This is a genomic window from Sphingomonas sp. RIT328, from assembly GCF_000632225.1.
Lineage (GTDB): Bacteria > Pseudomonadota > Alphaproteobacteria > Sphingomonadales > Sphingomonadaceae > Sphingomonas > Sphingomonas kyungheensis.
In genome coordinates this window covers 71025-89672 of sequence record NZ_JFYV01000056.1, presented here as the reverse complement: position 1 = coordinate 89672, position 18648 = coordinate 71025, and the positions used below count along the sequence as shown (strand labels likewise).

Annotated in this window: 24 protein-coding genes; 7 read left to right on the top strand and 17 right to left on the bottom strand. The window is 67.1% G+C overall.

Annotated features, from left to right (window positions below):
- The first annotated feature begins 127 nt into the window (after positions 1-127).
- Positions 128-1315 (top strand): helix-turn-helix domain-containing protein, encoded by a 1188-nt coding sequence (locus BW41_RS19625; protein ID WP_037536922.1) that lies wholly within the window; start codon positions 128-130, stop codon positions 1313-1315.
- A gap of 42 nt (positions 1316-1357) precedes the next feature.
- Here BW41_RS19625 and BW41_RS19620 read toward each other — a convergent pair whose 3' ends face one another.
- Genes BW41_RS19620 through flgC form a run of 8 tightly spaced genes read right to left on the bottom strand, consistent with a single transcriptional unit; the run spans position 1358 to position 6157 of the window.
- Entirely contained in the window at positions 1358-1780 is a 423-nt protein-coding gene (locus BW41_RS19620; RefSeq protein WP_037536919.1) for a flagellar biosynthesis protein FlgN, read from the bottom strand.
- Positions 1777-2100, bottom strand: coding sequence for a rod-binding protein (locus BW41_RS19615; RefSeq protein ID WP_037536917.1), 324 nt, complete (start codon positions 2098-2100; stop codon positions 1777-1779). Before BW41_RS19615 ends, BW41_RS19620 begins: the two co-directional genes overlap by 4 nt.
- A gap of 8 nt (positions 2101-2108) precedes the next feature.
- On the bottom strand, positions 2109-3230 hold the full coding sequence (locus tag BW41_RS19610; RefSeq protein ID WP_037536915.1) for a flagellar basal body P-ring protein FlgI: 1122 nt from the start codon (positions 3228-3230) through the stop codon (positions 2109-2111).
- A gap of 44 nt (positions 3231-3274) precedes the next feature.
- Positions 3275-4339 carry a flagellar biosynthesis protein FlhB gene (gene flhB / locus BW41_RS19605; protein WP_037536913.1) on the bottom strand — a complete coding sequence of 355 codons (1065 nt, stop codon included), beginning with the start codon at positions 4337-4339 and terminating at the stop codon, positions 3275-3277.
- 1 nt (position 4340) lies between these two features.
- Positions 4341-5084: a flagellar biosynthetic protein FliR gene (locus BW41_RS19600; protein ID WP_037536911.1), complete on the bottom strand. Its 744-nt coding sequence runs from the start codon at positions 5082-5084 to the stop codon at positions 4341-4343.
- Positions 5085-5092: 8 nt separating this feature from the next.
- Positions 5093-5359, bottom strand: a complete 267-nt coding sequence (locus BW41_RS19595) for a flagellar biosynthetic protein FliQ (protein ID WP_037536909.1) — start codon at positions 5357-5359, stop codon at positions 5093-5095.
- A gap of 5 nt (positions 5360-5364) precedes the next feature.
- Positions 5365-5736, bottom strand: a complete 372-nt coding sequence (locus tag BW41_RS19590) for a flagellar hook-basal body complex protein FliE (protein ID WP_037536907.1) — start codon at positions 5734-5736, stop codon at positions 5365-5367.
- 13 nt (positions 5737-5749) lie between these two features.
- A complete protein-coding gene (flgC, locus tag BW41_RS19585) occupies positions 5750-6157 on the bottom strand; it encodes a flagellar basal body rod protein FlgC (RefSeq protein ID WP_037536905.1) in 408 nt (135 codons plus the stop codon).
- 119 nt (positions 6158-6276) lie between these two features.
- Between flgC and BW41_RS19580 the strand changes: the two genes are divergently transcribed.
- The 3 genes from BW41_RS19580 to fliP are packed head-to-tail and all read left to right on the top strand — an operon-like array spanning position 6277 to position 7567.
- Positions 6277-6510: a FliM/FliN family flagellar motor switch protein gene (locus BW41_RS19580; protein ID WP_037536903.1), complete on the top strand. Its 234-nt coding sequence runs from the start codon at positions 6277-6279 to the stop codon at positions 6508-6510.
- A 3-nt stretch (positions 6511-6513) separates the two neighbouring features.
- Positions 6514-6804: a flagellar biosynthetic protein FliO gene (locus BW41_RS19575; protein ID WP_037536901.1), complete on the top strand. Its 291-nt coding sequence runs from the start codon at positions 6514-6516 to the stop codon at positions 6802-6804.
- Complete coding sequence (fliP, locus tag BW41_RS19570; RefSeq protein ID WP_037536898.1) at positions 6797-7567, top strand: flagellar type III secretion system pore protein FliP; 771 nt, start codon at positions 6797-6799, stop codon at positions 7565-7567. Before BW41_RS19575 ends, fliP begins: the two co-directional genes overlap by 8 nt.
- A gap of 125 nt (positions 7568-7692) precedes the next feature.
- Here fliP and BW41_RS19565 read toward each other — a convergent pair whose 3' ends face one another.
- The 4 genes from BW41_RS19565 to motA are packed head-to-tail and all read right to left on the bottom strand — an operon-like array spanning position 7693 to position 10362.
- Positions 7693-8118, bottom strand: a complete 426-nt coding sequence (locus BW41_RS19565) for a hypothetical protein (RefSeq protein ID WP_037536895.1) — start codon at positions 8116-8118, stop codon at positions 7693-7695.
- A 12-nt stretch (positions 8119-8130) separates the two neighbouring features.
- On the bottom strand, positions 8131-8991 hold the full coding sequence (locus BW41_RS19560; protein ID WP_051583731.1) for an OmpA/MotB family protein: 861 nt from the start codon (positions 8989-8991) through the stop codon (positions 8131-8133).
- 38 nt (positions 8992-9029) lie between these two features.
- Positions 9030-9419: a response regulator gene (locus BW41_RS19555; protein WP_037536892.1), complete on the bottom strand. Its 390-nt coding sequence runs from the start codon at positions 9417-9419 to the stop codon at positions 9030-9032.
- A gap of 46 nt (positions 9420-9465) precedes the next feature.
- Positions 9466-10362, bottom strand: coding sequence for a flagellar motor stator protein MotA (motA, locus tag BW41_RS19550; RefSeq protein WP_037536891.1), 897 nt, complete (start codon positions 10360-10362; stop codon positions 9466-9468).
- Between the two features lie 172 nt (positions 10363-10534).
- On the opposite strand from motA, the gene flaF reads away from it, so the two are divergent.
- Positions 10535-10888 (top strand): flagellar biosynthesis regulator FlaF, encoded by a 354-nt coding sequence (flaF, locus tag BW41_RS20260; protein ID WP_051583730.1) that lies wholly within the window; start codon positions 10535-10537, stop codon positions 10886-10888.
- Between the two features lie 80 nt (positions 10889-10968).
- Here the strand turns inward: flaF and BW41_RS19545 are convergent, their stop codons facing one another.
- The 5 genes from BW41_RS19545 to BW41_RS19525 all read right to left on the bottom strand — a co-directional run bounded on the left by BW41_RS19545 (position 10969) and on the right by BW41_RS19525 (position 15029).
- Positions 10969-11778, bottom strand: coding sequence for a sigma factor (locus BW41_RS19545; protein WP_051583729.1), 810 nt, complete (start codon positions 11776-11778; stop codon positions 10969-10971).
- 153 nt (positions 11779-11931) lie between these two features.
- Entirely contained in the window at positions 11932-12864 is a 933-nt protein-coding gene (locus BW41_RS19540) for a hypothetical protein (RefSeq protein WP_037536890.1), read from the bottom strand.
- On the bottom strand, positions 12861-13286 hold the full coding sequence (locus BW41_RS19535) for a hypothetical protein (protein WP_037536887.1): 426 nt from the start codon (positions 13284-13286) through the stop codon (positions 12861-12863). The genes BW41_RS19540 and BW41_RS19535 overlap by 4 nt, the downstream gene beginning before the upstream one ends.
- Positions 13270-14628, bottom strand: coding sequence for a flagellar protein export ATPase FliI (gene fliI, locus BW41_RS19530; protein WP_037536885.1), 1359 nt, complete (start codon positions 14626-14628; stop codon positions 13270-13272). The genes BW41_RS19535 and fliI overlap by 17 nt, the downstream gene beginning before the upstream one ends.
- Positions 14625-15029: a flagellar biosynthesis repressor FlbT gene (locus BW41_RS19525; RefSeq protein WP_037536883.1), complete on the bottom strand. Its 405-nt coding sequence runs from the start codon at positions 15027-15029 to the stop codon at positions 14625-14627. Before BW41_RS19525 ends, fliI begins: the two co-directional genes overlap by 4 nt.
- 155 nt (positions 15030-15184) lie before the next feature.
- Between BW41_RS19525 and BW41_RS19520 the strand changes: the two genes are divergently transcribed.
- Together BW41_RS19520 and BW41_RS19515 are read left to right on the top strand one after the other, a co-directional pair.
- Positions 15185-16483, top strand: a complete 1299-nt coding sequence (locus tag BW41_RS19520; protein ID WP_037536881.1) for a flagellar hook protein FlgE — start codon at positions 15185-15187, stop codon at positions 16481-16483.
- Positions 16484-16532: 49 nt separating this feature from the next.
- The gene (locus BW41_RS19515) at positions 16533-18644 is read left to right on the top strand and encodes a FlgK family flagellar hook-associated protein (protein WP_037536879.1); all 2112 of its coding nucleotides are present in this window, start codon (positions 16533-16535) and stop codon (positions 18642-18644) included.
- Positions 18645-18648: the final 4 nt, after the last annotated feature.

The following is an 18648-nucleotide window of genomic DNA, read 5'->3' as shown; positions in this document are numbered from 1 at the left end:
GTCCGGTAGAGCGGCGTGGCTGAACCGCGTCTTGCTCGGCCGGCACCGTCGCAAGCCTCCGATTTGCCGGCAAAATGGATTCCAGATTGATCGACATCGCCGCGTTTCTGCGGCACAAGCTGCGACAATGACCCGCACCAGCATCGCCGGACCGGAAGAAGAGGTTGCCGCTCAACAGGTTGCGGCAGATGACGGGGCCATCGACCGCTACCGCTCGATCGTATTTCCCAATGCGATCCGCGAATTACGCAAGCAACATGGCTTCGCCCGCCTGCTCGGCCTGTCGGCGGCGCTGCCCGACATCCCCTATGTCCGGCTGTCCAAGATCGAACGCGGCGAAGTCTTCGCCAAACCGGCGGAATTGCAACGGATCGCCACCGCGCTGCGGGTGCCGGCCGAGGATCTGCTGCTCGACATCGACGCACCCGGCTTCGACGTCGCCGATTGGGCGACCGAATTGCAGGGGTGGACCGAGGAGGAGATCGCCGAGGATCGGTTCGCGGTGCTGCTCGCCGCGGCGATCCGCGCGCGGCGCGACGCCGACCGCTCGCTGTCGATCCCGCAGGTCGAGCGCCAGTTCGGCATCGCCCCGGTGATCCTGTCGCGGCTCGAAAATGGCTATAAGCCGCTGTCGCGGTGGAATGCGCAGACGGTGCGGGCGATCTGCGGCCTGCTCGGCGTCGCCGATGCCGCGGCGCTGCGCCGCATGGTCGAAGAGGCGGACGCCGCCGGCCAGTTGCGGGACTGGTTGCCGGTCGCGGCGAGCCGGGCCGCGCGGATCGAGAAGACACGCGCGCGCATCGCACTGCTCCGCACCGAATTGCGCGATGCGCCGCCGCCCGGCCCGCGCGCCAAGGCCGCGCATCCGTTCCGCATCGTCCCGCGCGAGCCGCAGCCGCGCGATGGCGATGCGGCGGTGCTCGCCGCGATCGAGCGCGATGACGTCGCGACGGTTCGACTGGTGCCGGTGTTCGGCGCGCCGCGCGGCGACGGGTTGATCGAGCGGGTCACCGCCGGACGCAGCGTCGAGGCACCGCGTCACGCCGGCGAGAAGGCCTATGGCCTGCGTGTCTGTCGCGCGACGCTGGGACCGGCGCTGCCGGCGCATGCGGTCGTCGTCGTCGATCCCGATCGCTTCCCCTCGTCGGGCGGCCTTGCCTGCGTGCGGGAGGCGGACGGGTTGCGGCTGCTCGTCGTCACCTTCGACCGGCAGGGGCGGATGATCGGCTATAGCCTCAACCCCGAGCGCGAGATCGAACTCGACCGGCTCGATCCTGCCGATATCGGCAGCGTCGTCGCGGTGCTGCTCGACTGAGCCGGTCGCCTGCGGTGATGACGCGCCCCCGGTCATCGCGGCTCAATAACTGGAGTTGATCGCGATCGGCATGGTCGGGTCGAACCGCGACAGATGACCCTGCGCACCATAGGTCGAGGTGGCGCGACCGGCGAGCCGCTTCGCCTCGGCGGTGATCGCGCCGATCATCTCGACCGACAGATCGATCTGTCGTTCGAGCGCGGCGGCATTGGCGCCGGAAATCGCCTCCAGCTCGGCGAGCAGCGCGATCAGCCGGTCGCGCGGTTCACCGCTGAGCATCGGCTGCCATTCGTCGGGATTGCGCTGATAGGCGGCGGTCATCTGTTCGAGCTGACCGACCAGCCGGACCTTGGTGGCGGCGATCTCCGGCAGCGAGCGGCCGAACGGCTGGCCCTCGAGCAACTGCGTCTCCTCGCTCATCAGCATGACCAGCGATTCGAGGATGTCGATCAGCCGCGCGATCATGCCGTGGCACCCTGCATGCGGAGAATCCGCGTCATCACCGTGGGCGCGAGGCCGAAGCCACCGCGCGCCGCGATCGCATCGCCCATCTTCTCGGCGAGCACGCCGCGGAACATCTCCTCGCCGTGACCGCCGGTAAACGGGCCGTCGGCGGGCGCGGTGTCCATCATGATGCGGATCATCTGGCCGACGAACACCGCCTCGAACGACTGGGCGGTCGCGGCGGCATCGCCGGCCTTGGCGGTGGCACGCGGCAACCGCGGAGCGGACAGCGCCATATAGGCGGCGGGTGCGACGGCGGCGGCCGGCGGCGTGGCGGTCATGCTGGACATCATTGGACCTCGATTTCGGCCTGGAGCGCGCCGGCGGTGCGCAATGCCTGCAACACGCTGATCAGATCGCGGGGGGTGACGCCGAAGGCGTTGAGGCCGGCGACCAGCGACACGAGCGACGTGGCATTGTGCAACACGCCGAGCCCGCGCCCGTTGCCGTCGGTCACCCCGATCTGGGTGCGTGGCAGCACCTCGGTCGTACCGTTGGAAAATGGCCCCGGTTGCGACGCGATCGGGGTTTCGGCGATGCTGATCGTCAAGCCGCCCTGCGCGATCGCCACCGGGCTGATCCGGACGTCGGCCCCCATCACCACCGTGCCCGATGCCTCGTTGATCACGACGCGCGCAGGCAGGTCGACCTCGACCGGCAGTTCCTCGACGCCCGCCACCAGATCGATGACGTGGTCCGCCGAGCCGGCGGGCGGAGTCAGTTCGACCGTGCCGGGATCGAGCACGCGCGCGGCACGATCGTAGCGGCGGTTGATCACCTCGGCGACGCGGAAGGCGGTGGTGAAATCCGGGTTCTTCAGCGCGAGCTTGAGCGTGGTCGCCGACCGCAGCGTGAAGGGAACCTCGCGCTCGACGATCGCCCCGCCGGCGATCCGCGCCGCGGTGGTGACGCCGCGGCTGATCGAGGCGGCGGCGCCCTGCGCGCGGAAGCCCGAAACCGACAGCGGCCCTTGCGCGACGGCGTAGATCTCGCCGTCCAGTCCGCGCAGCGAGGTGACGAGCAGCAATCCCCCTTGCAGGCTGCTGGCGTCACCCATCGCGCCGACCTGCACGTCGATCTTGCTGCCGGCGCGGGCGAAGGCGGGCAAGGTCGCGGTGACGGACACTGCGGCGATATTTTGCGTCCGCATCGCGTCGCCGCGAATGTTGATCCCCATCCGTTCCAGCATCGACTGCACCGTCTCGACGGCGAAGGGAATGTTCTGCGATCGGTCGCCGGTGCCTTGCAGGCCGACGACCAGACCATAGCCGATCAACTGATTGGGTCGGACGTCCTGGACGTCGACGATATCCTTGATCCGCGAGACGGGGCCGGCCGCCGCCGGCTGGCTCGAGACGAGCGCGGCGAGGGCGGCCAGCGAGGTGGCCAGGAGGCGAAGAGCATGTGGCATCACCCCCTTTATAGGATGATCGGAACCCGTGCGGACGCGGCGCCTCACGCCAGTTGCCGCGCGAGCCGCATGACGTAGCTGATCACCTCTGCGACCGCGGCATAATGTTCGACCGGAATCGGCCGGTCGAGCTCGGCGGACGCATAGAGCGCACGGGCGAGCGGCGGGCTTTCGACGATCGGCACGTTGGCCCCGGCGGCGACCTCGCGGATGCGCAGCGCGATTCGGTCGCGGCCCTTGGCGATCACCACCGGCGCGGCCATCACGCCATGATCATATTTGAGCGCGACCGCATAATGCGTCGGGTTGGTGACGACGACGCTCGCCGTCGGTACCGCCGCCATCATCCGCTTGCGGCTGCGCGCCATGCGGATGGAGCGGATGCGGGCCTTGATCTTGGGATCGCCGTCGCTCTGGCGATATTCGTCCTGCACCTCCTGCCGGCTCATCTTCATCCGTTGCAGGAAGGCGCGACGTTGATAGACGAAGTCGACCACCGCGAGCGCGACCACCGCCAGTCCGATCGCGCGGACCAGGGCGAAGAGAAGCAAGCCGGTCGTCCGGACGATCGCCTGCGGCGACGCGCCGATCAGCTGGTCGAGCGCAACGAGATGCGGGCGGATCAGCATCGCCGCGATCACACTGATCGTGATGAATTTGACGAGCGTCTTGGCGAATTCCACCAACGCCGGGCGACCGAACAGACGCGACAGGCCGCTGCTCGGCATGAGCTTCGACCATTTCAGGCCGACCCGGCTCCATACCAACGTCGGTCGCCCTTGGAGAAACCATGGCAGTATCGCCAGCGCGAACAGCAAGGCAAGCACCGGCCAGAGCGCGCGGAGCACGGCGATGCCGACACCGATGACGATGTCGCGCGCGCCGTCGCCCTGCATCGTGTAATTGTCGGCACGCCCCCACAAGGCGATGCAGGTGCCCGCCAGCCGGAGCAGCGTCCATCCGCCCATGCCGCCGGCTACGATCATCGCGCCGACGAACATCGTCGCGTGCCGCACCTCGGGCGCGTTGGCGACATCGCCCTTCTTGGCGGCGTCCCGCAGCTTCTTGTCGGTGGGATCCTCGGTCTTCTGATCCTTGTCGCCGGCCATCTTACAGCAACTGCCCGCGAACGAAGCCGATCATCGCCTGGCAGAAGCCGGTGAGCGCGACGCCGAAGGTGACAGCGAGCAGCGTCAGTCCGAACAGGATGTTGAGCGGCTGCGCGACAAAGAAGACCTGTAACGTCGGCGCCATCCGCGCGGCGAGGCCGAGCGCGGTGTTGAACAGGATCGCGTAGACGATCAGCGGCGCGGACAGATTGACCGCCAGCGCCATCGCCCGCGCCGTCGCCAGCACTGCGAGATGCGCGAGATCGCCCGCGACGGGAAGGAGGCCGACCGGAAACTGATCGTAGGAATGGACGATCGCGGCGATCCACAGATGGTGGACCCCCATCGCCATACACGCCACCGTCGCACTGACCGCAACGAAGCGGGAGAGCAGCGGCACCTGACCGCCTGCATCCGGCACCAGAACCGACGACAGACCGATCTGGAGGCTGATCATCGCACCCGCCATCGTCGCCGCGCTGAACACGATACGCACGAGCATGCCGATCGCCATCCCGATGACCGCCTGTGTCACCACCGCGGCGATCAGAGCGCCGCCGCCCGCCGGCACCGGCACCCGGGCAGCGAGCAGCCCGTCCAGCCCGAGCGTCAGGCCGAGCGCGAGCAGCAGCCGGATCTGAGCGGGAACGCTGTCATCGGAAAACACCGGCAGTGCCATCACCACCGCGCCGATCCGTGCGAACAGGATGAGGAAGACGGTGATCTGGATCGACAGGTCTGGCATCGCCGCGCTCAGCCGCCGGTGATGATCGCATCGGCGATCCGGGCCATGAACGCCCCCATCGCGCGGCCGATCAGCGGCAGGCTGATGAGCAGCGTGATGCCGATCGCGAGCAGCTTGGGGACGAAAGTGATCGTCGTTTCCTGCAATTGCGTCAGCGCCTGGAACAGGCTGATGGCGACGCCGACGATCAGCCCGGTCAGCAGCATCGGTCCGGCGACGGTGAGCACCAGCAGCATCGCCGCGCGGCCGAATTCGGCTGCCTGGAACGCGTTCATGCCGATCAGATCTGCATGCGCATGATTTCGGCATAGGCGCTGACCATGCGGTCACGCACCGCGACGATCGTGTTGAGCGCCGTCTCGGCGGCTCCGACCGCGGTCACGACGTCGATCAGATCGCCCTTGCCGGCGACCTGTTTGGCGCTCTCCGTCTCGGCGGTGCGCAACGCGGTCGCCGTCTCGCCGATCATCGACTGGACCATGCCGCCGAAGCCGGTCGTACCGGTGTGCGCGACGGCCCCGACCTCCGCCGGCGGATGCGCGGCGGTCGTCTCGCCCGCATCGGGGAGCAGGTCGGCAGAGGCGCCGATGCCGGGCAGGGCGGTGAGCGCGCGGCCATAGGCCGCGGCGGCGTCGAGAGCGCCGATCGACATAAAGGTGATCCTCTTACTTGATCAGATCGAGCGTGTGCATCGTCATGCTGCGCGCCGCTTCGATCGCGTTGATATTGGCCTGGTACGACCGCTGCGCCGCGCGCATGTCGGCCATTTCGATCGGGCCGTTGACGTTGGGCATCTGGACATAGCCTGCCGCGTCGGCGGCGGGATTGCCCGGTTGATAGATGCGCGAGAAATCGGACTTGTCGGTGGTGATCGAGGCGACCTGCACCGTCGTCGCGCCGAGCGCGCGATCGAGATGCGCCTTGAAGGTCGCGACGCGACGACGGTACGGGGCGCCCCCCGGCGTGCGCGACACCGAATCCGTATTGGCCAGATTCTCCGCGATCACCCGCATGCGCAGCGCCTGCGCGTGCAGCCCCGATGCGGAAACGCCGATCGACGACAGCAAATCCATAGGTCCCCCGAACCACAGGTGCCCAGCCGGCACCCGCACGCTTGGTTTATAGGAAGATTCCCCGCCAGCCGCCGCGACCGCCCGACAAATATCCTATAAACGGTGGGAAGGAGAGCCGAATGTCCGTGCTTGAAGCTGTTCCCGTGCAACTCTCGATCGTTCTCGGATCGACCCAGCTGCCCGTCTACCAGGTGCTCAAGATGAGCCGGGGGGCGATGATCCCGCTCGACTGCGGGCAGGATGACCCGACGCTGGTCTATGTCGACGACGAGCTCGTCGCGCGCGGCCGCATCCTCGTCGAGGATGAGCGCATGTCGCTCGAGATCACCGACATCATCCAGAAGGCCTCCTGATCGATGGAGCTGCTGTCCGCGCTGCGCGCGATCGGCGCGCTCGCGCTCATCCTCGGCCTGCTGTCGGGCGCGCTGTGGGCCGTGCGCCGCTATGACATCAAGCTGCCGGCAGGCTGGGCACAGCCGCCGGGACGCGCGCGGCGGCTGACGCTGGTCGAGCGGCTGGCGCTCGACGGGCGGCGGTCGGTCGCGCTGATCCGCTGCGACGAACGCGAGCATCTGGTGATGATCGCGCCCGAGGGCGTCGTCGCGCTCGGCGAGGCGGTGCCGGCGATCGGGGGTGCGCATGCGTAGGTCGCTCTGGCTGCCGGCGGCGCTCGCCGCCGTCACGCTGCTCGCGCTGCCGCTGCCCGCACTGGCGCAGTCGCTCGGCCAGGCGGCGACGCAGGCGCAGGGCGCCGCCGCCGGGCTGGTGCAGGGCTCGATGTCGGGCCGCGCGTTGCAGATCCTGCTGACGCTGACCGTGCTCAGCCTGGCGCCGGGCATCCTGATGACGGTGACCTCGTTCACCCGCATCGTCGTCGCGCTGTCGCTGCTGCGTACCGGCATCGGCGCGCCCGGTACGCCGCCCAATCCGGTGCTGATCAGCTTCGCCTTGTTCCTGTCCTTCTTCGTCATGGCGCCGACCTTCACCGCGGCCTGGCACGACGGCGTCGACCCCTATAACCGCGGGGCGATCACCGAGACGGTGGCGCTGGAGCGGACCGCCAAGCCGTTCAAGACCTTCATGCTCCAGCACGTCCGCCGCGACGATCTCCACATGTTCGTCGAACTGTCGCACGCGCCGAAGGTGCCGGTGGCGGAACTGCCGCTGCCGACGATCATGCCGGCCTTCATGATCTCCGAGCTGCGGCGCGCGTTCGAGATCGGCTTCCTGCTCCTGCTGCCGTTCCTGGTGATCGATCTGGCGGTGGCGACGGTGCTGATGGCGATGGGCATGATGATGCTGCCGCCGACCTCCATCTCCTTGCCGCTGAAGATCATCTTCTTCGTGCTGGTCGACGGCTGGTCGCTGGTCGCCGGTTCCCTGGTCCGCAGTTTCGCACACGGTGGGTGAGGGGCGAGGGGCTGCGGATCGTCCCCCCGCCTCTCGACCCGCCCTGAATATGCTATCGCCCGCCACACGCGGTTCGTGTGGCGGGCGATGTCATGGTCGGTTCGGGAGGCTTGTCGGGATCGCAATCAGGTCGGCTGCACCTGCATGATGACGGCACGGCGCACGCGATCGGCGCCGAACGTGGCGATGGCCGATTCGAGTACCAGCTTGCGGAAGGCCTCGATCCGCGGGAATTGGCCGTCCGCCCCGGTCGCGAGGGGGGTGCGATAGGCGCGCAGATTGATCGCATCGAGCAGCAGCGGCATGTCGGCGCGCACCTTGTCCTGCGCGGCGGTCATCACCTCGATCTGGGTGGTGACGTTGACATAGCCCGACAGATGGCCGTCCGGCCGGACCAGCGGCAACAGGATCGTGCCGGCCGGGATGAAGACGCTGCTCCGCTGTGCCGCCGATTCCTGCGCAAGCTGCGCGACACGGACGGCAAACGCACCGCCGGCGCCGACCGCGAGGCCAAGCGCCGGCACGAGCAGCAGCTGGAGGGATTTCTGCATGGGGGTCTTTCGTCAGAAGGTGAAGCTGCTGTCGCGTGGCAGGGCAGATGGCTCGGCGAGCGCGATGATCGTGATGCGGCGATTCTCGGATCGTTCGGGCTGATCGGGATAGACCGGTTCGGTCCCCGCCTTGCCGACCACTTCCGAAAAACGCGCCGCGGGCAGACCGGCGTCGATCATCGCCTTGCGCGCGGCAAGCGCGCGCGCAGTCGATAATTGCCAGTTGGCATCGCTGTTGCCGCCGGTCGCATCGGTATGACCCTCGATCGCGATCTGCGCATTGGAGCGGGCAAGCTGCTGCGCCGCCTTGGCGAGGAGTGCCCGCGCGAAAGGATTGAGCGTGGCGGTCGGGCCGACGAACATCGGCCGGTTGGCGGTATCGACGAGGTTGATCCGCGCGCCGTCGCGGATCGGCATCACCTGGACGCTGTGCTGCGAGGCCGAATCGCCTTGCAGGGCGACGCGCAGTTCGTCGGCGAACACCCGCTTCATCGCGTCGGAGATCGACGCCGAACCACCGCGGGCGGCGCCGTTCGGGCCGTCATTGGGCGTACGCACGCCGACGGACTCGGCATCATTGCTCGGCGCGCGCCGCAGCCGGCCGCTCTGACCGATCTGCAATCCGGTCTGTTCGTCGACGGAGCTGGGCGGAGCGGTCGAGACCGTCGGCGAGAAATAATCGGCAAGGCCCTTGAGCTGGCTCTTATTGGCGTTGCTCAACAGCCAGAGCAGCATGAAGAAGGCCATCATCGCCGTGACGAAATCGGCATAGGCGACCTTCCATGCACCGCCATGATGAGCCTGGACGCGCTTCTTGCGACGGCTGCGGCGCGGGCGGATGATCAGATCGTCGGCGACGGTGGTGTTGCTCATGGCTGGACCGCGCGAAGGGGCTGGAGCATCGCCATGACTCAGCTCAACTCCCCGAACACGCGCTCGATCTTCTCCTTGAGCGCCGCGGGGGCGAACGGTTTGACGACGTAATTGTTGACGCCGAGCGCCGCTGCCTGCTGGACGATGTCCTTTTCCGACGAGCCGGTCAGCATGATGAACGCGGTCTTGCCGATGACCGGATCCTCTCGCACGGTGCGCAGGAAGTCCATACCGTTCATCCCCGGCATATTGTAATCGGAGATGATCAGGTGGACGCGATCCGCCTTGATCGCTTCGAGCGCATCGCCCGCTTCCGCCTTGTCGCGAATGTCGCGGAAACCGAGATCCTGAAGCGCGCTGCGGATCATCGCGCGCATGCTTGCCTGGTCGTCGACCACCATGACCTTGATTGCTGAAGCCGCCGGCATGTTCAAATTCCCTGAGAAGGAGCAAAGCTTCGGAAGAGGAGGGGCATCACGCCGCCTGCTGCAATTGCATCGTGGCAAGCTGATCGCGGGCTTCGTCGAGCGCCGCCTCCAGTTCCTCGAAGGAGGGCGCGAACTCGGTCGGTGTCATCCGGCGCGCCAGTTCGACCGCGACCTGCACCGGCAGGCGCTGGGCGTAAGCGATCACCGCGGTCTTGACGAGCGTATAGGGCCGCTGTTCCGCCTCCAGCGTCTGCTGCAGCTTGGAGGCGATCGGCCCGACCAGGCCATAGGCGAGCAACACGCCGAGGAACGTCCCGACCAATGCGCTGCCGATCATTCCGCCGAGGATTTGCGTGGGCTGATCGATCGAGCCCATCGTGTTGATCACGCCGAGCACCGCGGCGATGATCCCGAGCGCGGGCAGCGCATCCGCGGTGAGCTGCAAGGCATGCTGCGGCATCATCTCTTCGGCATGATGCCGCTCGATGTCATTCTCCATCGCTTCGGCGATCTGGTACGGATCCTCGAAATTCACCGTCATCATGCGCAGATAGTCGCAGATGAACAGGATCAGCGCGCGGTCGGCGAGCAGGCGGGGATAGCGTGAGAAGATCAGGCTGTCGTCGGGTGCGTCGACATGCTTCTCGATCGCCATGCCGCCGCCGTTGCGGAAGGTGGTGAGCAGCGCGAACAGCATGGCGAGCAGGTCGCGATAGTCACGCTCCTTCCAGCGCGGACCGCGGAAGGTGTGGACGATCCCGGTCAGCGCTTTGCGTACCACCGGCAACGAGTTGCCGAGGATGAACGCGCCGATCGCGGCGCCGGCGATGGTGATCAACTCGTGCGGCAGCGCCTGCAGGACGACCGAGATGTTGCCACCCGCCATCAGAAAGCCGCCGAACACGCATAGCAACGTTACGACGACACCGATGCCGCTGAGCATGAAGCACTCCAGATAAACGACGGGACAGATCGGGCGAAGGCCCGGTCTGATTATAGGATCGCCGCCGCCGCTTCGGACGAAGCGCTGAAATATTCCGGTCGCGGAGCCGCCGGACCGGCGGATGTTCCTAGAATGTACGGGTTAGAATATGATCATAGCGACTGGAGGATTCATGCTCGACGCCTATCAACGTGTGCAGGCGCTGTCGGCCACGCCGCGGGCGCTGGAATATCGGTTGATCAGTGAGGTGACGCATCAGTTGATCGAGGCGAGGGACCAGGGATGGCAAGGCGTCGAATTGATGCAGCCGCTGCATCAGAACCGGCGGCTATGGTCCACGCTCGCCGTGCTGTGCGCGTCGCCGGGCAACAAACTCCCGAGCGACCTGCGTGCGAGCATCATCTCGCTTTCCCTGTGGGTCGATCGCCATACCAGCGACGTGATGCGCCGCCGCGATTCGATCGACGCGCTGATCAGCGTCAATACCGCCATCATGGAAGGGCTTTCGAGCGAGCCGTCGCTCTGAGCGGGAGGCTGCTGCGGCTGACCGGGCGGTGCCGTTCGGCGCCCCGGCCGTGTTCGCCGGGGCGCCGCCGAGCCTGCCGGTCACTTCATCGCGCGTGCGGCGGTTTCCCCGATCTTGCGGATCGCGCGTTTTGAGATCTGCCGCGCCCGCTCCTTGGAGACACCGGCCGCTTCCGCCGCGGCATCGGGGTCGGGATCAAGCAGGCGCTGTTCGATGATCTTGCGATCGCGCTCGAGCCGTTGCTTGAGCGCTTCGATCTCCGGTTCGAGACCCTCCGCCCAGTTGAGGACCTTGCGACCATAGGCATCGGCCGGGCGCCGTTTGGGACGCGGCCGGCGCAGGATCTGCTCCTCGCCGATATGACGGAGTTGGTCGATATAGCCGTCGACCAGCGTCGTCAGGGTCTTGCGCGCCAGATAATCCGAGGCGCGCATCTCCACCTCAATCTGCGCGACGTCATCCTGAATCAGGGATTCGAGCGTCGTCTCCTCGCCCTCCGGCCCCACGGTACTGAGATGCAGCGATACGGTGGTGGCATGGACCTTTTGCGCGGAGATCCGCTGATCCGTCATCAGCCGGAAGCGCAGGCTCTGCAGCTCGCCGCGAATCTGCCAATTGACGAAGGTGGTGAATTGCGCCTTTTCCGGATCATAGGCCTGGATTGCCCGGTGGACGCCAATGGCGCAGGCCTGTTCCGCATCATCCCAATGGGCGACCAATCCATATTGTCGGATGAAATGCCGCACCCGTGGGGCAATCAACTTCATGATGCGGAGGAAAGCCTTGTCTTCTTCGTAGCGGCTGCGTGCGCTGGCGCGCTCCCCTTGCTTCGGTCGATGGGCGATAACGTCCGCCACCGCGCTTTCTAGCGCGAGTGTGGTCTTAGACATGGAAAGTGCCTCCCGCTTGGCAACGGCGCGGCCCCCGCCGCGCCGTTGATCTGGAAGCTAGGTTGCGATTCTTAACAGAAGTATAATTCCATATAAATGTAACATATTTGGTTCCATAATCGAGCCGCGACACACGACCCGAAGCGGTGCGGGTCAGGAGATGGTCCGGACCGCTCGATCGATATAGGAAGTGAGCCAGGCGCGATGCGCGGCGACCGGATCGCCACTCGCCGCGATACGGCGTTCCGCCGCAACGCTGCCGATCTGGGCGCTGAGCAGCAGCCGGGCGCGACTCGGGTCCATCTGTCCGCGCAGGAAGCGGATCGCGTCGCGCGCGCCGAGATGGTGGCCGAGATAGGCGCCGCGCGCGAGGTCCGGTGTCGAGAGATTCATCGCCACGCCGGCATCCTGCAGCGTCGCCAGATTGTGCGCGGCATAATCGGCGATCGCCTGGATCGCGGCGGTGCCGTCGTACCGCAATGCCAGCAAAGGCGATCGCGCACTGGCCAGCAGCCGCCCGCCGGCATCGAGCCAGCCCCGCGCTTCCGCCGCAGCGTGCAGCCAGGTACCACGCCGCTCCGTTTCGGAGATCCAGGTGCCGGTGAGAAACTGGCCCAGCCCGGCGGCGCTGGAATGGGGATTGCGCGACATCGTCTGCCACCGGCCCCCGGCATCCGTCGCCGCCTCGGCGTGGATGATCGCGGTGAGCACCGAGGCCGGCAGACCGGTCCTCGACGCGGCGGCGTCGATCGTCTCGGCATAGCCGATGTTGGCGGACGAATCCCACCGGCGCGGCTGCCGGTCGCGTCGCGATCCCGCGTCCCCCTCGGGCGTGACCGTATCGGGCGGTCGCGTCGCGGCGGCAAGCGGCGGACGCGGGTTGAGGTCGCCGCCGAGCAGCACGAGCAGCGACCGCAATCCGGCCTCGCCGGTCAGCGGCCGCCGTTCACCCTGCGGCTCAGGCGGATTGATATCGGTCATCACCGCCTGCCACAGCGACTCGTTCGCCTCTGCACGCGCCTGTTCGTAGATCAGGTCGGCACGGACCTGCGGCGCGAGCGCGGCGAAGGCGACCCGTTCGATCATTGGTCGACCGCCGGCCAGCCGGCATCGCCACGCCGCCCGGCGACGTCGTCGAGCTCGCGCTGCTCGACCGCGGCGCGGCGGTGCGCCGCCTCCTGCCGGTGCCGATCGACCGCCATTTCGATGACGCGCGCCTTGCCATAGGCTTCGATCGCCCGTTCCTGAAGCCGTTCGAGCCGCGATTCCGCCTCGTCCGCGGTCGCGGCCAACGTCTTTTGCGTGGCGCGCATCCGCATCAGGTAATTGTCCGTCGGCAGCAGCGGTGCGGCGGCGCCGATGGCGCGCTCGCCGGCGACCAGCACCTGCGCCTGGACGCTGGCGTCCCGCGCCAGCGTCGCGCGTTCGACCTCGAGCGCGATCGTCACGCGTATGGCCTCGGCTTCCCGCTGCTGCACCCGCAGCGCGCCATCAAGCGGCGTCGTCATGTCGGTTCTCTGCTTCCAGAATGTCGGCGAGGGCGGCGAAGCTGTGCGCCGCATCGCCGCGATCGTGGCGCGGCTGGTTGAGCAGCGCCTCGATCCGCGGGGCGAGGCGGATCGCACGATCGACCTCCGGGTTGCTGCCGGTACGATAGGCGCCGAGCCGCACCATCTCCTCCATGTCGGCATAGGTGGCGAGCACCTGCCGCGCGCCGTCGCGCAGCCGGTTCTGCACGTCGCTATGCGCCTGCGGCAGCGTGCGCGAGATCGATTTGAGCACGTCGATCGCCGGATAGCGGCCGCGTTCGGCGATACGCCGGGCGATGACGATATGGCCGTCGAGGATCCCGCGCACGGCATCGGCGATCGGCTCGTTATGATCGTCGCCGTCGACCAGCACGGTGAACAGCCCGGTGATCGAGCCCTGGCCGGGCAGGCCGGGGCCGGCGCGTTCGAGCAGCCGCGGCAGTTCGGCGAACACCGTCGGCGTATAGCCCTTGGTCGTCGGTGGCTCGCCGCTCGCCAGCCCGATCTCACGCTGCGCCATCGCGAAGCGCGTCACCGAATCCATCATGCACAACACGTTGCGCCCCTGCGCCCGGAAATGTTCGGCGACCGCGAGCGTCGTCCATGCCGCCTGCCGCCGCATCAGCGCGGGCTCGTCCGAGGTCGCGACGACGACGACGCTGCGCGCGATCCCCTCATGGCCGAGGTCGTCCTCGACGAACTCCTGCACCTCGCGGCCGCGCTCGCCGATCAGCCCGATCACCGCGACGTCGCATTGCGTCCAGCGGGCCAGCATTGCCAGCAGCGTCGACTTGCCGACGCCCGAGCCGGCGAAGAGGCCGAGCCGCTGGCCACCGCACAGCGGCGCGAACAGATCGAGCGCGGTGACGCCCGTCTCGATCTTGCTGCCGATCCGTGCCCGCGACGCCGCGGGGGGCGGCGACGCCTTGATCGGCACGGCCTGCGCGCCGAGCGGTAGCGGCGGACCCTCGTCGATCGGCCGGCCGAGCCCGTCGATCACGCGGCCGAGCCAGCCGTCCGACGGGCGCAGCGTGAACTGGCCGGCGGCAAGATCGACGCGCGCGCCCGCCGCAATGCCCTGCGGATCGCTGAACGGCAGGCAATGGACGATGCCGCGATCGAGCCCGGTCACCTCCGCCTCGACCGGACCGCCGGCGGCGTGGACGCGCAGCCGCGAGCCGATCTGCGCCGCGCCGGCCAGCCCCTCCGCGGCGATCAGCGCGCCGCGCACGGTCACGACGCGTCCGTAGCGCTGATCGGGATGGATGGCGCGCAGGCCCGCCGCGATCGCGGCGAGATCGATATCGGGTGCGGCGCTCATGCCGGCGTCTCCGACAGGCGGGCGATCGCCTCGGCCTCGTAGGAGATCAGCCAGCGGCAATCGGTCAGCCCGGCATAGTAATCCATCCGCGCCACCTTCTCGGCGAAGGCGGCGCAGATCGCCTTCGCCTCCATCCATTCGAAGGCGTTGAGCAGATCGCTGATCAGCATCAGCAGCGTGTCGCGGTGGCGATCGATATGATCGGGATCGATATAGGCCATCATACAGGCGAAATAGAGCCGCTTGGCCGGCGTGTTCGCCTCCTCGGGCGTCATCACGTCGCGCCCGCGCAGGATCGACGCGGGATTCTCGACGCAGATCTGCGTCCGGCCGACCGCCCGGATGACCGCGCCGTTGACGATCATCTTCTCGCTGTCCTTGAGAGTGATGTGCAACGCCATACCGATCGAGCTCCCCTGCCGGCCATTATAGGATGGTCGCGCGCCTGACGGTATTCCGGCAAAAGCGAGCAGGCGTTTTGGTGCGGTGGCGGCATATCCTACAATGGCAGGGAGGCGGGACGACGGAGCCCGCGCCATGACGCACGGAGAATGACGTGGGCCTTTATTCTGCAATGTCCGCTGGTGTTTCGGGGCTCAACGCCCAGTCCGCCGCGATGAGCACGGTCGCCGACAATATCACCAACGTGAATACGGTCGGCTACAAGGCGACCAGCGCAGAATTCAAGACGATGGTCGGCGGCGGTTCCACTGGCGGCGACTATTCGGCCGGTGGCGTCAACACCGTCACCCATGCCCGCATTTCCTATGCCGGGGTGCCGCAGCCGACGAACAGCAATTCGGATCTGGCGATCGGCGGCAACGGTTTCTTCGTCGTCGGCGCGGATGCGAGCTCCAACGTCATCGCCTATACGCGCGCCGGTTCCTTCTCGAAGGACAAGAACGGCTTCCTGCAGAATACCGCCGGTTATTACCTGCTCGGCTGGCCGACCGACTCCAAGGGGCAATACGTCAACACCGGCACGACCAAGGATCTGCAGCCGATCAATTACGAGAAGCTGTCGGGGGCGGCGCTGCCGTCGACCAAATTGACCTTCCGCGCCAATCTCCAATCGACGACGCCGGCCTTCACCGGCACCTATGCGGCGGGCAATCTCGCGACCGGGACGGTGGCGCCGAATTTTTCGAGCCCGGTGTCCGTGTATGACGCGCAGGGCGGGGCGCATCAGCTGCGGCTGGCCTTCCTCAAGACCGCGCCGAACAGCTGGAAGGCGGAAATCTACGCGGTGCCCGCGAGCGACGTCAGTGCAGCCAACGGTCTGCTGGCCAGCGGCGACGTCAAGTTCAACGGCGACGGCACGCTCGATCGCGCCAATTCGTCGCCGGCCCTGTTCGCCGATCTGTCGCCGGCCTGGACCAACGGCGCCGGTACCGCGCCGATCACGATGGCGCTCGGCAGTGACGGCAAGCTCGACGGTCTCACCCAGTCAAGCGACGCGTCGCTGCTGACCTTCTCGGGCGCGGACGGCGGGCTGATGGGGACGGTCACCGACGTCAACGTCAGCGAGACCGGCCTGGTCAGTGCGGTCTTCGAGAACGGCACGATGCGGCCGATCTATCAGCTGCCGCTCGCGACCTTCGCCAATCCGGACGGACTCGCCGCCCTGCAGGGCAATGCCTATCAGGTGTCGGATAAATCCGGCACGGCGGCGATCAATCCGGTCGGAGCGCATAGCGGCAGCAAGATCGCATCCAAGATGGTCGAAGGCTCGACCGCCGATCTCGCCAACGAATTCACCAACATGATCCGCTTCCAACGCGCCTATAGCGCGTCGTCGAAGATCATCACCACGGTGGATCAGATGCTCCAGGAACTCAGCGAGATGAAGCGCTGAGTTCCGTTTCGCTGTTGCCTTGTCCTTCGATCAATAAGGAATTGCCGCCGTGTCCCTGAGCGATATCCTCGGCGCCGCCGCTTCGGGTCTTTCCGCCTCACAGGCGGGATTGGGCGCGGTCTCCAACAACATCGCCAATGCCAATACGCCGGGCTATGCCCGGCAGCGGGTCGATCCGCTGACCAACGTCGGCCTTGGCCGGATGAGCGGTGTCAAGACCACCGAGCCGAGCCGGATCGCCGACACCTATCTCGAAGGGGCCGTCTATCGCCGCGGCGGCGATGCGGGACGGGCGGATGCGCTCTACCAATTCCTCGATCGAGTGCAGGCCTATCTTGGCTCGCCGGGCGGCAGCAGTGACGACACGACGAGCTTCGGCCTGCCGACGCAGCTCAATGATCTGATCGCCAAGGCGACGAAGATGACCGGGTCGCAGGACCCGCATCAATATAGTAACGCCTTCCTGCAGAGTGCCGGCGAATTCCTCGGCGGCGTCGGTCGCCTGGCGAATGATATCACGTCGCTGCGCACCGACGTCGCATCCGATGTCGGCGACACGGTGTTGCGCGTCAACACGCTGCTTCGGCAGATCCATGTCTACAATGACGATATCTCACGGCTGCAATTGTCCGGCCGGAGCGTCTCCGGGCTCGCCGATCAACGTCTAACGGCGTTGCAGGAGCTGAGCGGGCTGGTTGACGTCCATACGATCAACCAGCCCGACGGCAAGGTGTTGATCGAGACGAGCTCGGGCCAGCGCTTGCTCGACAGCCGGCTGCGTCAGCTCGATTATCCCAATGCCGGAAGCAGCGACGCTGCGCTCTCGGCCTATCCTGCGATCACTCTGCGCTTCGCCACGGACACCGGGGACATGGGCGCCTCGACCGGCGAGACCGTTCCGGGTGCCGCCGTGGGCGGCAAGCTCGGCGGCTTGCTGCAGCTTCGTGACGCGGTATTGCCGGGCTATACCAACCAGATCGCCCGTCTTGCCGGCGAAACCGCCCGCTCGCTCAATACGGCATCGAACGCCAGCACCGCCTCGCCCGCGCCTGCCAGCCTGACGGGCCGGCCGAGTGGGCTGGTCGCGGGTGACCGACTGGGGTTCACCGGTGCCGCCGTCGTCGCCGTGACGGCAAGCGACGGCAAGATCATCGCCCGGACGAAGGTCGACCTGAGTGCCTGCGCGACGGTCCAGGACGCGGTTGACGCCATCAACGCAGGGCTTTCGCCAAATGGCAGCGCCAGTCTGGCGGCGGATGGCACGCTGACGCTCAAGGCGGCAGGCAGCGGCGCCGGGATTGTCGTCGCCCAGGATCCGACGACGCCGAGTGATCGTGCCGGCGTCGGTTTCTCCCAATTCTTCGGCTTGAACGACGTCATTCGCGCCGATCACAATCCGCTCGTGCCACCGGGCTTCATCGGCAGCGACGCGACCGGCTTCGCCCCCGGGCAAACGGCGCATATCGTGCTGCGCGATCCTGCCGGGCGCGAACTGGCGGGTTATACAATCAATGGTGCGAACGGGCAGACGTTCCAGAACGTCATCGACGATCTCAATGCCCATTTGAGCGGCTTCGGCAGCTTCGCACTCGACGCCAGCGGTCGCATCGCCTTTACCGCCACCACCGCCGCAGCGGGCGTCTCCGCGCTCGTCACCGCCGATTCCACGGACCGCTCGGGGACGGGGGTAACCTTCACCGCGCTGAGCGGTTTGCCCGGCGCAGCCGCCAGCGCGACCAATGCCGTGCTGCATGCGGTGGTCGCGGTCGACGCGAGCCGTCTGCCGACGGGCACCTTCGATACCAGCGCGGCGGTCGGGGAGAAGGGGATCGGTGCGGGCGATTGCAGCGGCGCACCGCGCTATGTCGCGGCGCTGACAGAGGCGCAGGATCGTGGCGCCGGAGGCAGCGTGACGATCTCCAATCTTGCTGCCGATGTCTTCTCGCGCATGGGCATCGATGCGGCGCAGGCCAAGGCCACCACTGCGGACGCGACCGCGCGCCGCGACGAAGCCATCCACCGGCGCGACACCTTCGCCGGCGTCAATATCGACGAGGAATTGGCGAACATGGTGGTGTTGCAGAACAGCTATTCGGCCGCCGCCCGCGTCCTGACCACGGCGAGCGACATGTATCAAACGCTCATCGACATGATGCGCTAAAGAA